The organism is Actinoplanes sp. NPDC049265 (genome assembly GCF_043197135.1).
Classification (GTDB): Bacteria; Actinomycetota; Actinomycetes; order Mycobacteriales; family Micromonosporaceae; genus Actinoplanes.
Window position 1 is genome coordinate 119128 of sequence record NZ_JBICSP010000015.1, and the last position, 13564, is coordinate 132691.

12 protein-coding genes and 1 pseudogene are annotated in these 13564 nt (G+C 71.4%); 8 read left to right on the forward strand and 5 right to left on the reverse strand.

Translation table 11 applies throughout. The features are described from left to right. Together ACGFIO_RS30895 and ACGFIO_RS30900 are read right to left on the reverse strand one after the other, a co-directional pair. A pseudogene (locus tag ACGFIO_RS30895) lies at window positions 1-223 on the reverse strand (hypothetical protein); the annotation flags it as partial. A gap of 794 nt (window positions 224-1017) precedes the next feature. Continuing rightward, complete coding sequence (locus ACGFIO_RS30900) at window positions 1018-1638, reverse strand: phosphatase PAP2 family protein (RefSeq protein WP_392831332.1); 621 nt, start codon at window positions 1636-1638, stop codon at window positions 1018-1020. 260 nt (window positions 1639-1898) lie between these two features. Here ACGFIO_RS30900 and ACGFIO_RS30905 point away from each other — a divergent pair, with 260 nt between their 5' ends. From ACGFIO_RS30905 to fabF, 5 genes are all read left to right on the forward strand, one after another. After that, entirely contained in the window at window positions 1899-3065 is a 1167-nt protein-coding gene (locus ACGFIO_RS30905) for a PucR family transcriptional regulator (RefSeq protein ID WP_392831562.1), read from the forward strand. A gap of 153 nt (window positions 3066-3218) precedes the next feature. After that, entirely contained in the window at window positions 3219-4136 is a 918-nt protein-coding gene (locus ACGFIO_RS30910; protein WP_392831334.1) for an ACP S-malonyltransferase, read from the forward strand. A 37-nt stretch (window positions 4137-4173) separates the two neighbouring features. Next, window positions 4174-5124 (forward strand): beta-ketoacyl-ACP synthase III, encoded by a 951-nt coding sequence (locus ACGFIO_RS30915; protein WP_392831336.1) that lies wholly within the window; start codon window positions 4174-4176, stop codon window positions 5122-5124. A gap of 33 nt (window positions 5125-5157) precedes the next feature. Continuing rightward, window positions 5158-5400, forward strand: coding sequence for an acyl carrier protein (locus ACGFIO_RS30920; protein WP_023359558.1), 243 nt, complete (start codon window positions 5158-5160; stop codon window positions 5398-5400). A 1-nt stretch (window position 5401) separates the two neighbouring features. Next, window positions 5402-6628 carry a beta-ketoacyl-ACP synthase II gene (gene fabF / locus ACGFIO_RS30925; RefSeq protein ID WP_392831340.1) on the forward strand — a complete coding sequence of 409 codons (1227 nt, stop codon included), beginning with the start codon at window positions 5402-5404 and terminating at the stop codon, window positions 6626-6628. Window positions 6629-7053: 425 nt separating this feature from the next. On the opposite strand, the gene ACGFIO_RS30930 is transcribed toward fabF, so the two are convergent. After that, window positions 7054-7545: a DUF3145 domain-containing protein gene (locus ACGFIO_RS30930; RefSeq protein WP_392831342.1), complete on the reverse strand. Its 492-nt coding sequence runs from the start codon at window positions 7543-7545 to the stop codon at window positions 7054-7056. Between the two features lie 241 nt (window positions 7546-7786). Here ACGFIO_RS30930 and ACGFIO_RS30935 point away from each other — a divergent pair, with 241 nt between their 5' ends. Then, window positions 7787-8113, forward strand: a complete 327-nt coding sequence (locus ACGFIO_RS30935; RefSeq protein ID WP_392831344.1) for a hypothetical protein — start codon at window positions 7787-7789, stop codon at window positions 8111-8113. A gap of 435 nt (window positions 8114-8548) precedes the next feature. On the opposite strand, the gene ACGFIO_RS30940 is transcribed toward ACGFIO_RS30935, so the two are convergent. Beyond that, window positions 8549-9157: a carbonic anhydrase gene (locus tag ACGFIO_RS30940; RefSeq protein ID WP_392831346.1), complete on the reverse strand. Its 609-nt coding sequence runs from the start codon at window positions 9155-9157 to the stop codon at window positions 8549-8551. 148 nt (window positions 9158-9305) lie between these two features. On the opposite strand from ACGFIO_RS30940, the gene ACGFIO_RS30945 reads away from it, so the two are divergent. Further along, complete coding sequence (locus ACGFIO_RS30945; protein WP_392831348.1) at window positions 9306-10244, forward strand: alpha/beta fold hydrolase; 939 nt, start codon at window positions 9306-9308, stop codon at window positions 10242-10244. 221 nt (window positions 10245-10465) lie between these two features. Further along, window positions 10466-12592: a HelD family protein gene (locus tag ACGFIO_RS30950; protein WP_392831351.1), complete on the forward strand. Its 2127-nt coding sequence runs from the start codon at window positions 10466-10468 to the stop codon at window positions 12590-12592. Here the strand turns inward: ACGFIO_RS30950 and ACGFIO_RS30955 are convergent. Then, a complete protein-coding gene (locus tag ACGFIO_RS30955) occupies window positions 12575-13492 on the reverse strand; it encodes an SMP-30/gluconolactonase/LRE family protein (RefSeq protein WP_392831354.1) in 918 nt (305 codons plus the stop codon). The genes ACGFIO_RS30950 and ACGFIO_RS30955 overlap by 18 nt on opposite strands. Between the last annotated feature and the right edge of the window lie 72 nt (window positions 13493-13564).

The window sequence follows — 13564 nt, forward strand, 5'->3', positions numbered from 1 at the left end:
AGCACCAGCGGCCCGGCGGCCGGCCCCGACCGGCGGCCCGGCGCCGCGGGCGCACCGCACCGTGCAGGTGGGCTCCGGCCCAGCCCCGCAGCCGAGTGCGGCAACCACCGCGACCGGGAGTGTCCGCCTCGTCCTCAGGAACCGGCAGCGCGGCGAGCGGGGCCTCCTCGGCCTCGGCGGGTTCGGGTTCGGCGCACAGCGGCCCGTCTTCGCGGTCGTTCATGTGGCCTCCTCTCCTCGCCGGTTGCCCGGTTCCATCGGCACGCTCGGGGCGGTCATGAAGCCTGCCGCCCTGTGATTCAGGTCGACACTGTGCCAGCTCACCGACCGGAATCGCGGCACAGACCCACTGCAATAACGGTCAGATGGTGCAAAAGTTCCCAAACGACACAGCCATCGCGGATAACCGCCGCCCATCCTTGCTCGCTCACTCCATGGTCACCAAATACCAATACGCTCCGTGACGGCCTCCATGAAGCCACCCATGGCACGAAGAAGCATGCTGCCGTGATCGACTACTCCCGCGCAACCCGCGAACGTCTGATTCGCCCGTTACTTCCCCAGCTCAACCGCTATGCACCGTGCGAGATCAGGAAATCCGTCGAGCCGGGGACGTCCTACGGGATCTGGCACGGTCAACATCACCGAGCGTGTCGGCACGGTCATGAAGATCGCGGAAAAAGGATCTTCATCGGCTCGGCCGCAGCTCAGATCCCGCGAAAGGGCACAGGCAGACGCACGTGCACGGCCGCGTCCCGAGCTGTGGGTAAGCCTGTGGATAACTTCGGAAATCGTCGTTCCGGGGCGCTAACGTGACGGCCCACCCAGTGCCGGGGTGGGGGAGGCGGCGGGCGCAGGCGAGGGGGGCCGGCGCGACGCAGGCAACGCAGGCAACGCAGGCAACCCAGTGGTAGCCCTGAGCGGCATCCAAGGCCCGGATGCCGCTCAGGGCTACCACTGGGTTGGGACGCAGGCGACGCAAAATGATGCACCGATCGAGCAGGGGCCGCCGAGAGATCAGCGGGGACGAGCCCGGCCGGCCGGGCTCAGAGGGACCCATCCCCCGGCCAACACCGGCACCACCGCCGCGGAAAGCAGCACCCCACCGATCACCTGAGATGGGTAGTGCGCCAGAAGCAGGACGCGGCTCATCCCGACGAAGACGACGAAGCCGATCGCGCAGCCACGAACGAGCCGGCGTGAACCCAGGAGCCGGACGGCCACGAGGGCGGCCGCGGTGGCGTTGGCGGTGTGGCCGCTCGGGAAACCATAGGAGGTCAGGTGGATGAAGCCGTCCGGTGGGCGGGAGTGCGGCACCAGCCAGTGGGACAGCGACCAGAGGATCGGGATCAGCACGGTGACCGACAGCGTCAGGCCGGCTTCGCGGCGTTTACGGCGTACCAGCAAGGTCGCACCCAGCGTGAGCCCGACGGCGAGGAACGGGATCGTCGAGCCCGCGTCGGTCAGGACCCGGATGATGTCGATCAAAGTCTGATGGGTACGCCCGAAGGTGCGCAGGGCGTCGGACACGGCCCGGTCGGGGGTGCGCGGCCAGCCGAGCAGCACCGCGACGGTGAGCAGGGCGTAGAGGATGGCGGCGATGGCCGGGCAGCGGAGGCGCACACTGATGATCGTCACACGCGAGGCACTTCGGTCGGGGCGGTGCGCCGTGCGAGGCTGGACCCGTGGACGCGGCGCGGGACGGCAAGCCTGACGGCAGGCCCCAAGACGAGCCCGACGACAACGAGCCCGGCGAAAGGCCCGAAGGCCAGCAGCGCGAAGGCAAGCAACCCGAGAGCGAGCAGCCCACGAGCGAGCAGCGCGAAGGCGAGCCGGCGGCGAAGCCGGAGGACAGGACCGCGCGCCCTCGGGCCGGCAAGCGTGAGGCCAGCCCGGACATCAAGCCGCCCCTCGCCGCCACTCTGCGCCGGATCGAGCGGCACGCCGGGAAGCTGGCCACCGCGGCCGTGGCCAAGATGGATGAGACGCTGCCGTGGTTCCGGGCACTGCCGGCCGATCAGCGGTCGTGGGTGATGCTGGTGGCCCAGGCCGGTGTGCGGTCGCTGGTGGAGTGGCTGCGGTCGGGCGGGACGATCGGCGGGGATTCGCAGGAGATCTCGGACGAGGTGTTCGCGGCGGCGCCGCGGGCGCTGGCCCGGTCGATCACGCTGACGCAGACGGTGGCGCTGATCAAGGTGACCATCGATGTGGCCGAGGCCGAGGTGAACGCGCTGGCGGCGGCCGGTGAGGAGGAGGCGCTCAACTCGGCCATCCTCAAGTTCTCGCGGGAGATCGCGTTCTCGGCGGCCCGGGTGTACGCGCGGGCGGCCGAGTCGCGCGGGGCCTGGGACGCGCGGCTGCAGGCGCTGCTGATGGACGCGCTGCTGCGGGGGGACGCACCGGACAGCGTGGCCAGCCGGGCGTCGGCGCTGGGCTGGACCGACAAACCTCCCGTCTCGGTGGTGGTGGGGCGGTCGCCGGGTGGGGACATCACCGCGGTGATGCACGGGGTCTATCGGGCCGCGCGGCGGGCGCGGGTCGAGGTCATCTGCGGCGTACACGGTGAGCGTCTGGTCGTTGTCGTGGGGGGTACGGACGATCCGAAGCTGACCGCGGACCAGTTGCGGGCCTGTTTCGGCGAGGGACCGGTAGTGGTCGGGCCGGCCGTGCCGTCGCTGGATCAGGCGTCCGAGTCGGCGCGGGCGGCGCTGGCGGGGTTCCGCGCGGCGCCGGCCTGGCCGGGGGCGCCGACCCCGGTGGCGGCCGACGATCTTCTGCCCGAGCGGGCGTTGGCCGGTGATCCGGAGGCGCGGCGGGTGCTGCGCCACGACGCGTACGGCGCCCTGGTCAAGGCGGGCGGCGGGTTGCTGGAGACGTTGGACGCGTTCTTCACCACCGGTGGGGTGCTGGAGAGCACGGCCCGCGAGTTGTACGTGCATCCGAACACGGTCCGATACCGGCTGAAGCGGGTGGCCGAGTTGACCGGCCTGTCGCCGCTGGACGGGCGGGAGGGGTTCGCCCTGCGGATGGCGCTGAGCCTGGGGCGGCTCGATCCTGCGACGTGAATCACTCGCAGCTTTGAGAGAACGTTCAGGCGATAAATCACCCTTTTACCGGCGAGTCCGCCTAGCCCTTGTAGGAATCCTCCAACGTCCGTCGTAGGGTTTCGTACAGTGCAGCAGCCGCGCAACGCACCAACATCCGGGAGAGTCAAGACCGTGCTCGCCGTACTCTCCCCCGGCCAAGGCTCCCAGAAGCCCGGCTTCCTCGCCCCCTGGCTCGCGCTCCCCGGCGCCGAGTCCCGCCTCCGCTGGTGGTCCGTCGCCGCCGGGGTCGACCTGATCCACCTGGGCACCGAAGCCGACGCCGAGGAGATCAAAGACACCGCGCGTACGCAACCCCTTCTCGTCGCGGCCGCCCTGCTCGCCGCCGCGCACCTGCCGATGACCGGCGTCGACCTGGTCGCCGGGCACAGCGTCGGCGAGCTCGGAGCCGCCGCCCTGGCCGGGGTGCTCACCCCCGAATCGGCAGTCACCCTGGCCGGTCTGCGCGGCCGCGAGATGGCCGCCGCCTGCGCCCTCGAACCGACCGGGATGAGCGCGGTGCTGGGCGGCGACGCCGACACCGTGGTCGCCGCGATCGAGGAGGCCAAGCTCTACCCGGCCAACCGCAACGGCGCCGGCCAGATCGTCGCCGCCGGCGCCCTGGACGCCCTGGCGCAGCTCGCGCCCGACGGTGCCCGGGTGCGGCCGCTGCCGGTGGCGGGCGCCTTCCACACGCCGTACATGTCCCCGGCCGAGGCCGCCCTGGCGGCGGTGGCGGACGGCGTGACCACGAGCGACCCGGCCCGGACGCTGCTGTCCAACCTCGACGGCACGGCGGTCGGCGACGGGCGCGAGATGCTGGGGCGCCTGGTGCGTCAGGTGACCGCTCCGGTGCGCTGGGACCTGTGCATGCGTACGCTGCGCGACCTCGGCGTGACGGCGATCATCGAACTGCCGCCGGCCGGCACGCTCGCCGGCCTGGTCAAGCGGGAGCTCAAGGGCGACGGCGCCCCCGAGATCCTGACCCTCAACACCCCCGATGACCTGCCCGCCGCCCGCGACCTGGTCGCCCGGCACGGCACGGCGCAGTGACCGCCCCGACCGGCACCGCGAACGAAGGAGCTGCCCGATGAACGCTGGTTCCCGCATCGTCGCGATGGGCCATTACCAACCGTCCCGGATCGTCACCAACAACGACCTGGCCCAGGTCGTCGACACCAACGACGCCTGGATCCGCGACCGGGTCGGCATCGCCGAGCGCCGGCTCGCGGTCAACGAGACGGTCGCCGACATGGCCACCTTCGCCGCCGAGAAGGCACTGGCCAACTCCGGCCTGACCGCGGCCGACATCGACATGGTCGCCGTGGCCACCTGCACCTCGGTCGACCGGTGCCCGAACGTCGCCACCCGGGTCGCGTCCCGGCTCGGCATCGCCGCGCCGGCCGCCTTCGACCTGAACACGGCCTGCTCCGGCTTCTCGTACGCGCTGGGCACGGCCGACCACGCGATCCGGGCCGGCGCCGCGCGCAACGCGATAGTGATCGGCGCCGAGAAGCTCTCCGACTTCACCGACTGGAACGACCGCTCGACCGCGGTGCTGTTCGGCGACGGGGCCGGCGCGGCCGTGGTGACCGGGGTGCCCGAGGGCGAGCAGCCGGGCGTCGGCCCGGTGCTCTGGGGATCCGCCCCGGACAAGGGCGACGTGCTGCGGATCGAGGGCTGGCGCCCGTACATCGAGCAGGAGGGCCAGATCGTCTTCCGCTGGGCCACCACCGCGCTCGCCCCGTTCGCCATCGAGACCTGCGAGCGGGCCGGCATCAAGCCGAGCGAGCTCGCCGCCTTCGTGCCCCACCAGGCCAACACCCGGATCATCGACGGCATCGTGAAGCGGCTCGGGCTCGGCCCCGAGGTCGTCGTGGCCAAGGACCTGGTCGAGTCGGGCAACACCTCCGCGGCGAGCATGCCGCTGGCCCTGTCCAAGCTGATCGAGCGCCGGGAGGTGCCGTCCGGCGCCCCGGTGCTGCTGTTCGGCTTCGGCGGCGGCCTCACCTACGCCGGACAGGTCATCCGCTGTCCGTGAGCGACCCCAACCGATGGAAGGAAACCTTTAACGATGGCAACCCGCGCTGAGATCACCTCCGGCCTCGCCGAGATCCTCGAGGAGGTCGCCGGCGTGAACCCGGACGACGTCGCCGAGGAGAAGTCCTTCACCGACGACCTGGACGTCGACTCGCTCTCCATGGTGGAGGTCGTGGTCGCCGCCGAGGAGAAGTTCGGTGTGAAGATCCCCGACAACGAGGTCCAGAACCTGAAGACCGTCGGCGACGCCGTTTCGTTCATCGAGGCGAACCACTGACATGAGCAACACGGACGTCGTCGTCACCGGGCTCGGCGCGACCACCCCGTTGGGCGGGGACGTCGCGTCCACCTGGGACGCCATGCTCGCCGGCCGCTCCGGGGTGAGTGCTCTCACTCAGGAGTGGGCCGCGCAGCTCACCGTACGCATCGCCGCCCAGCTGGCGGTCGAACCGTCCGAGGTCCTCGAGCGGGTCAAGCTCCGCCGGCTCGACCGGTCCGAGGCGATCGCGCTGATCGCCGCGCACCAGGCCTGGGCCGATTCCGGCCTGGCCGACTCGGGGTTGGACGGGGAGCGGCTGGCGGTCAGCTTCGGCAGCGGCATCGGGGGCGCGCAGACCCTGCTCATCCAGGACGACATCCTGGAGGCCTCCGGGCCACGCAAGGTCAGCCCGCACACCGTGCCGATGCTCATGCCCAACGGCCCGGCCGCGTACGTCGGCATCGAACTGGGCGCCAAGGCCGGCGTGCACTCGATGGCCAGCGCCTGCGCCACCGGCGCCGAGGCCATGTCCCTGGGCCTGGACATCATCCGCTCCGGCCGCGCCGACGTGGTGGTGACCGGCGGCACCGAGGCCGTCGTGCACCCGCTGCCGATGGCCGGCTTCGCCGCGATGCGGGCCATGTCGACACGCAACGACGACCCCGAGCGCGCGTCCCGTCCGTGGGACAAGGGCCGGGACGGGTTCGTGCTCGGCGAGGGCGCCGGGTCGCTGATCCTCGAACGGGCCGACCACGCCGTCGCCCGCGGCGCCAAGATCTACGCCCGGCTCGCCGGGGCCGGCATCACCTCGGACGGCTACGACATCGTCCAGCCGCACCCCAAGGGTGAGGGCGGCATCCGGGCGATGACCCGGGCGATCCAGGACGCCGGCCTGACCAAGGCCGACATCGTGCACATCAACGCCCATGCCACGTCCACCCCGGTCGGTGACATGACCGAGGTGCACGGCATCCGTGCCGCCATCGGTGACCACCCGGTGCTCACCTCGACCAAGAGCATGTCCGGCCACCTGCTGGGTGCGGCGGGCGCGCTCGAGTCGATCGCCACGGTCCTGGCCATCCGCGAGGGTGTCGTCCCGCCCACCATCAACCTGGACGACCCGGACGACGCTCTGGATCTCGATGTGGCGGCCCACAAGGCCCGGCACATGGACATCCCGGCGGCGATCAACAACTCGTTCGGGTTCGGTGGGCACAACGTGGCGCTGGTGTTCACTCGAGTTTGAGGTTGAGCTGGTTGAGGTGGTTGAGCTGGTTGCATACGGCTGCTGAGTTTGCTGGCCTCGCTCCGCTCGGCGGCGATTGCCCCGTTTGAGCAAATGAGATGAGCCGCGTTTTTCGTCGCCCGCAAACCCCGCGGGTGGCGAAAAACGCGGCTCATCTCATTTGCGGGGCAATCGCGGGGACGGAGTCCCGTGGCGGCCTGAGAGTCGGGACGGGAATCCCGTGGCGGCCTGAGAGTCGGGACGGGAATCCCGTGGCAGCCCGAGAGTCGGGACGGGAATCCCGTGGCAGCCCGAGAGTCGGGACGGGAATCCCGTGGCAGCCCGAGAGTCGGGACGGGAATCCCGTGGCAGCCCGAGAGTCGGGACGGGAATCCCGTGGCGGCCTGAGAGTCGGGACGGGAATGCCGTGGCTCTTTGTAGTTGGGTCATCCCACTCGAGTGAGCAGGGTTACCGGGGCGCCGTCGCCGGCGTAGCGGTACGGCTCCAGCTCGGCGTCCCAGGCCGTGCCCAGGGCCTTCTCCAGGGCGTGCGAGAGCGCCTCGGGGGCCCGCGCCGACGCCATGATCGAGCGGAGATGATCCTCGCCGATCTGGATGTCGCCGGACGCGCCCATCGTCCCTCGGAACAGGCCGCGGCCGGGCACGTGCATGAAGCGCTCACCGTCGACGCCCGGGCTGGGCTCCTCGGTGACCTCGAAACGGATCATGGGCCACTGTCTGAGGGCAGCAGCCAGCTCGGCGCCAGTCCCCTGTCGTCCCGACCAGGAACACTGCGCCCGGCGCATGGCCGGATCGACCGGCTGCGCCGTCCAGTGCAGGGTGACCGGCGCGGTGAGGACGCGCGCGATCGCCCACTCGACGTGCTGGCACACGGCGAGTGGGGTCGAGTGGACGTATACGACGCCACACGTTTGCACGGTGACCTCCCGGAGACGAGGTGCGTCTTCCCCTACGACCTCGACCTCGGTTGATCGTGTCCCATGATGCCCAATGCCACGGATGGTGCGCCAGAGAAACCGCAATATCGACTATGGGAACGACCACAGGGGCACACCGGGCCTAACGCCCGGACCTGCTCCGACGGCACGGCGCCGCCGCCCTCGTGTAGGATTACTCCGGACTTTTTTCTGCTCTCGCTTTTCCCTTAGGAGTACCGCCGTGGCGAGCAACACCTCAAAGACCGCCCGCGCATCAGTCCGCGCCGGTGCGGGTTCAGGCGGCGCGCTCAGCGTTCTTGGTGAGTACAAGTACCTGATCCCGCTGGCCGACGGCCGTTTCGCCTACGTGCGCAACCTGACCAACGGCCGCACCAACCACCTCAAGACCGACTCCGACGCCTTCGTCGAGGAGATCCGTGGCCTGGCCGCGGCCGGTCACGGTCCGAAGATCCGCTCGGAGCTCGAGGCCCTCGACGCCGCCAACCCGGGCCATGGCTGGGCCGACACCGAGAAGCGCCTCGCCGCCGCCGGCGTCTTCGAGAGCTGATCCACCCGCACCACGCGCGACGCCCATCCTCCCGCCGAGGGAAGGATGGGCGTTTTCGCATTTCCTGAAGATCAAGACCATTTCCGGGTACGGCCGACGCACGGTCCCGTGGCCCACCCGCCGGCCAGTCGCCGCTCCCCCTCCCTGCCCCACCGCCGGGTCGTCCTGCCCCCTCACCCCATCCGCTCCGCGGATACAACCCGGCCCAGCATCGACAGTGGCCGGCTCACCGGGCTGCCGTCCTTCCCGCTGCGCCACTTCCGCTACGTCACCACCAACGCGGTCGTGGTAGCCCCAGGCGGCTCTTGCCCCGCCCAGGGCGCCCAGGCCTCAGGCACGCCCGGCCACAACTGGGGTTCGCGGTGGTAGGAACGGGCGGTGCTCGCCGGGCCGAAGGCGCGCCGGCTACCACTGGGGTGGGAGGGGCGGGGGCGGTCAGGTGAGAAGTTCGACCCAGCCGGTGTCCAGGTCGTAGACGGCGCCGGCCACGTCTACACGACCGGCGGCGATCGCCTCGGGGATGCCGGGCAGGGTGCGCATCCGCTCGACGGTGGCGGCCACGTGGGCGCGCATCGCCTTGTCGGGAGCATCGGGGTCGTCGGCGCCGACCGCGCGTACCGCAGGGGTGATCTCGTCGACCAGGTAGCCGACGTCACCGCCGGGGTGCTCGCCGGCCCGAAGCGCCTCGACCGTGGCGGTCACCGCGCCGCAGCGGACGTGGCCGAGCACCACGATCAGCGGGACACCGAGGGCGTCCACCGCGAAGCTGACCGAGCCGGCCACCGCCCGGTCGACCACGTGCCCGCCCGAGCGGACCACGCAGATCGAGCCGAACGTCTGGTCGAAGATCGCCTCCAGCGGCACACGGGAGTCGATGCAGCCCAGCACGACGGCGTGCGGCTGCTGGCCACCGGACACGGAGGCGGCGGCGGAGACGTCGTGACCGTTCTGGGGGCGGCCGCCGACGAAGCGGCGGTTGCCGGCGACCAGGGCGGCCAGCGCGCTGGCAGGGGTGACCGTTGCGGAGGGCGAAGGGGCCGTCATACAGGCATTCTCGCCGAGTGAAACGACTCAGACACGTGGTGCGACGCAGGTCACGTCGGTCGGGAAACCGCCTTTGCAATTTGCAGCTGCAGGCGTGATGCTTATTACCCGTGGGTACGACGGGGGTGTGCGACTCACGGAGGTGCCCATGCCCGAGCGCTCGGAAGTGACCCTTCCGGACGGCGTACGGCTGCATGTCGAGACGTCCGGCCCGGCCGACGCACCGGTGACCGTCATCCTGCTGCACGGCTGGTGCCTCGACCGCCGCATCTGGCACCGCCAGCTCGAAGCGCTCGGTGACGTGCGGATGGTCGCCTACGACGCCCGGGGCCACGGCCGCTCCTCGTCCACCGTTCTCGAGTCCGCCACCCTGCCGCAGCTCGGCGCCGACCTGGCCGAGGTGATCCGGGTGACCGCCCCGGACGGGCCGATCGTGCTGGCCGGGCACTCCCTCGGTGGCATGACGATCATGGAGTACGCCGCCGGCCACCCGGACGAGTTCGCCGACCGGGTCGCCGGGCTGGTCCTGGTCTCGACCACCGCTGAGGGTCACACGCACACCCGCTACGGGCTGCCGGCCCAGGTGGCGTCGCTGTTCCGGTACTACGAGACGATCGGTGCGGGCGTGCTGGCCCGCTGCGGCACGTGGCGGCCGCACCGGATGATGACGCCGGTGCTGCGGCCGACCGTCCGCTGGCTGCTGTTCGGCGACGAGTGCGACGACGCCGCGCTGACCGTGACGATGAGCGGGGTGGGACGCGCCTCGCTGCGGTCGATCGGTGCCTTCCGGTCGTCGATCGGGGCCCAGCAGCGGTTGGAGACGCTGGCCGCCTGGCACGGCGTACCCACCGCGGTTCTGGTCGGTGACAGTGACCGGCTCACTCCCCCGGCCTGCGCGGAGTCGATCGCCGGGGCCATTCCGGGCGCGGAGCTGAGCCTCCTGCCGGGCGCCGGGCACATGCTGATGCTGGAGCGGCCGCGCGCGGTGACCAAGGCGATCCGCGACGTGACCGCCCGGGCGGCCGGCGCGACGCGGCTGAAGCATGGCCGCCGCGGGCCGGCAAACGGTCTCGGCGAAGCCGCTTAGCGTGCCGTAATCGACGCGGGGCGTTGCTCAGGAGTAGGTTCGACTGTCCCTCTTTCGCAGCCGCTCGCGGTCGCGGTGAGGTCGCGGCCGGTCGTTGGCCGCGGCGGAACCGCAGCCGCACGCGCGCCGGCGGTGAGGTCGCGGCCGGTCGCCGGTCGCGGCGGAACCGACGCCGCACGCGGTCGCGGGGAGGGGACGGACCACGAGGGAGCAGAACGAACTTGAGCGACGCCACCATCCTTCAGCAGGAGATCGCCGTCGAGCAGGAGCACGTCGACCGGGTCTACGCCCGGCTCGCGGAGCTGCGGCGGAACGCCTCCCGGGCGGAGAAGGAGGGCTACCGCCTGGCCGGGGTCGGCACGTACGGCGCGCTGGTCGAGCGGGACGCGATGGTGTTCCACGCGGCCCGGCGGCGGCACGCGCTGGACACCGAGTACGAGGGCCTGGTCTTCGGCCGCCTCGACCTGAACACCGGCGCGGTGCATTACGTGGGCCGGATGGGCATCCGCGACGACGACTCGCAGCCGCTGGTGGTCGACTGGCGGGCGCCGGCCGCGGCCGCGTTCTACCGGGCCACCCCGGCCGACCCGATGGGCGTGGTCCGGCGACGGATGATCCAGTCCAGCCGCGAGAAGGTCACCGGCATCGAGGACGACCTGCTCGACCCGGACGCGGCGCCGGCGGACATGCGCGTCGTCGGTGACGGCGCCCTGCTGGCCAGCCTGTCCAAGGCGACCGGGGCGGGCATGCGCGACATCGTCGCCACCATCCAGCGCGAGCAGGACGAGGCGATCCGCTCCCCCGCCTCCGGTGTGACGATCGTGACCGGCGGGCCGGGCACCGGCAAGACCGCGGTGGCGCTGCACCGGGCGGCGTACCTGCTGTACTCGGACCGGAGCCGGTTCGCCGGGGGCGGCATCCTGGTCGTCGGGCCGTCGGGGGTGTTCGTCAACTACATCGCCACGGTGCTGCCGTCGCTGGGCGAGGACACGGCCACCCTGCGGTCGCTGGGGTCGCTGGTGGCGGGGTATTCGGCCGAGCGCACCGACCCGACCGACGTGGCCGCGATCAAGGGCTCGCTGCGGATGCGCAAGGTGCTGGAGCGAGCCTCGCACGACGCGGTGCCGGGCGCGCCGGAGGAGTTGCGGCTGCTCTACCGGGGGACGCTGCTGCGGCTGGGGCAGGCCGATCTGGAGAAGGTCCGGCGGCGGGCGCTGCCGCGGGGGGCCCGGCGCAACGAGGTACGCGGGGCGGGCTTCGACGGCATCTTCGACGCGTTGTGGGCGCAGGCGCGGCAGCTCAAGGTGACCGGCCTGCCGGAGAAGAGGGACTTCGAGGCCGAGCTGGCCGACCGGGGCGACTTCCGGGACTTCCTCAAGGCGTGGTGGCCCCGGCTCACCCCGGCGCGCGTCCTGAGCTGGCTGCGGGAGGCGGCGCGGCTCCGGGCGTACGCGACGGGGATCTTGAGTCGCACCGAGATCGCGACCTTGGAGGGCAGCTTCGGCGCCGAGCCCACGATCGCCGACGTGGCCCTGCTGGACGAGCTGGACGAGCTGATGGGCCGGCCCCGCAAGCCGCAGCGGAAGAAGGTCAACCCGTTCCACGTACGCGACGGCATCCAGGAGGTCACCACCCAGTCGGACCGGATGGCCGCGGCCCGGGCTCAGGCGGTCGAGCGGGACGAGGACTACCGCGACTACGCCCACGTGGTGGTGGACGAGTCGCAGGACGTGTCGCCGATGCAGTGGCGGATGATCGGCCGCCGCGGGCAGTACGCGTCCTGGACGGTGGTCGGTGACCCGGCGCAGACGGCCTGGTCGGGTGACCCGGCCGAGCTGGACCGGGCCCGGGAGAAGGCGCTGGGCTCGCGCAAGCGCAACACGTACGCGCTGACCACGAACTACCGCAACTCGTCGGAGATCTTCGCGGTGGCCGCCTCGGTGATCCGCACGATCATGCCGGATCTGCCGCTGCCGACCGCGGTCCGCAGCACCGGCGTGGAGCCGGTCGACCTGGTGGTGGCGGCCGCGCAGCTGCCCGACGCGGTCCGTGATCTGGCCGAGAAGCAGCTCAGCGAGGTGGATGGCACGATCGGGGTGATCGCCCCGGTGCCACGCCGCGACGAGGTGGCGTCCTGGCTGCCCGGTCTGCCCGAGCGGGTGCAGGTGGTGACCGCTCTGGAGGCCAAGGGCATGGAGTACGACGCGGTGGTGCTGGTCGGCCCGGGAGAGATCGCGGTCGACCCGTCCGGCGTACGGACGCTCTATGTCGCGCTCTCCCGGGCCACTCAGCGCCTCACCACCGTGGGCACCGATCCGGGCTGGCTGCCGTCACGGAATGCGGACTGAGGTGACGTTGTAGGGCGTGGTCGGCTCGGCCGGCGTGGTGAATCGGGCGTTGGGCAGGTAGAGCCGCCCGGCGTACTCGGCGATCGTGGTCGGCACGTCGAAGGCGTCCGAGGTCGTGGTCGACACGACGGTGCCCCGGGTGGCCGCGCTGTCCAGCTTGATCTCGGTGATCTTGTTGTCGCGGTTCTGCACGACGTACAGCGACCGGCCGCGCAGCCACAGCCCGTCGCCGTTGGTGACCAGCACGCCGCCGGTGTCGATCTTCCGGGTGACGCCGGTCCAGCTGGTCCGGAAGAGCAGGCCGGTGTTGGACTGGACGATGATCAGCCCGCGGCCGTCCGGTGTCGGCGCGATGCCGTTGGCGTTGTTGCCGGTCTGGTAGACGATGTCGCCGGTCAGCGGCACCGCTTTGGCCACGCCGGGCAGTGCGCCGTGCCGGCCGAACTTGACCCGGTGCAGGTTGGGGTTGGCCGAGTCGGTGAACCAGGCCGAGCCGCCGGCCAGCGTGACGTCGTTGATGAAGGCGGTGCCGGTCTGCAGCGTGTACGACTTGAGCACGCGGCCGCTGCGTGAGTCGATGACGCGGGCGTCGCCGCCGGTGCCGCCGGCCACGAAGAGCCGGCCGTCCCGGTCGAGTTTGAAGCCGAGCGACGGGGTGCCCGGGCCCTCCGAGACGACCTTGCCGCGGCCCGACTCGAGGTTCACGCGGTAGATGTCGCCGTCGGCCCGGGAGCCGAGGTACGCGTACGGAGCCTTACCGATCGCGATGCCTTCGGGCTGGAACCCGGCGGGCAGGTCGAAGGCGGTCCGGAGATGTCCCTGCGACGCCGAGGCGGGTACGGCGCCCGCGGTGACGGCCAGGGCGGCCATGGTCGCGATCGCGAGAGTTCGCTTGAACACTGGTGACGTTCCTTCCCGATGGGAGCGGTGGTCATCCGGGCGTACCCCGGCAATGGCAATCAGGTTCAAATT

Coding starts and splice junctions, on each gene's coding strand:
- ACGFIO_RS30945 (WP_392831348.1), top strand. CDS start 9,306: ATGCCCGAGCGCTCGGAAGTGACCCTTCCGGACGGCGTACGGCTGCAT.
- ACGFIO_RS30920 (WP_023359558.1), top strand. CDS start 5,158: ATGGCAACCCGCGCTGAGATCACCTCCGGCCTCGCCGAGATCCTCGAG.
- ACGFIO_RS30915 (WP_392831336.1), top strand. CDS start 4,174: ATGAACGCTGGTTCCCGCATCGTCGCGATGGGCCATTACCAACCGTCC.
- ACGFIO_RS30940 (WP_392831346.1), bottom strand. CDS start 9,157: ATGACGGCCCCTTCGCCCTCCGCAACGGTCACCCCTGCCAGCGCGCTG.
- fabF (WP_392831340.1), top strand. CDS start 5,402: ATGAGCAACACGGACGTCGTCGTCACCGGGCTCGGCGCGACCACCCCG.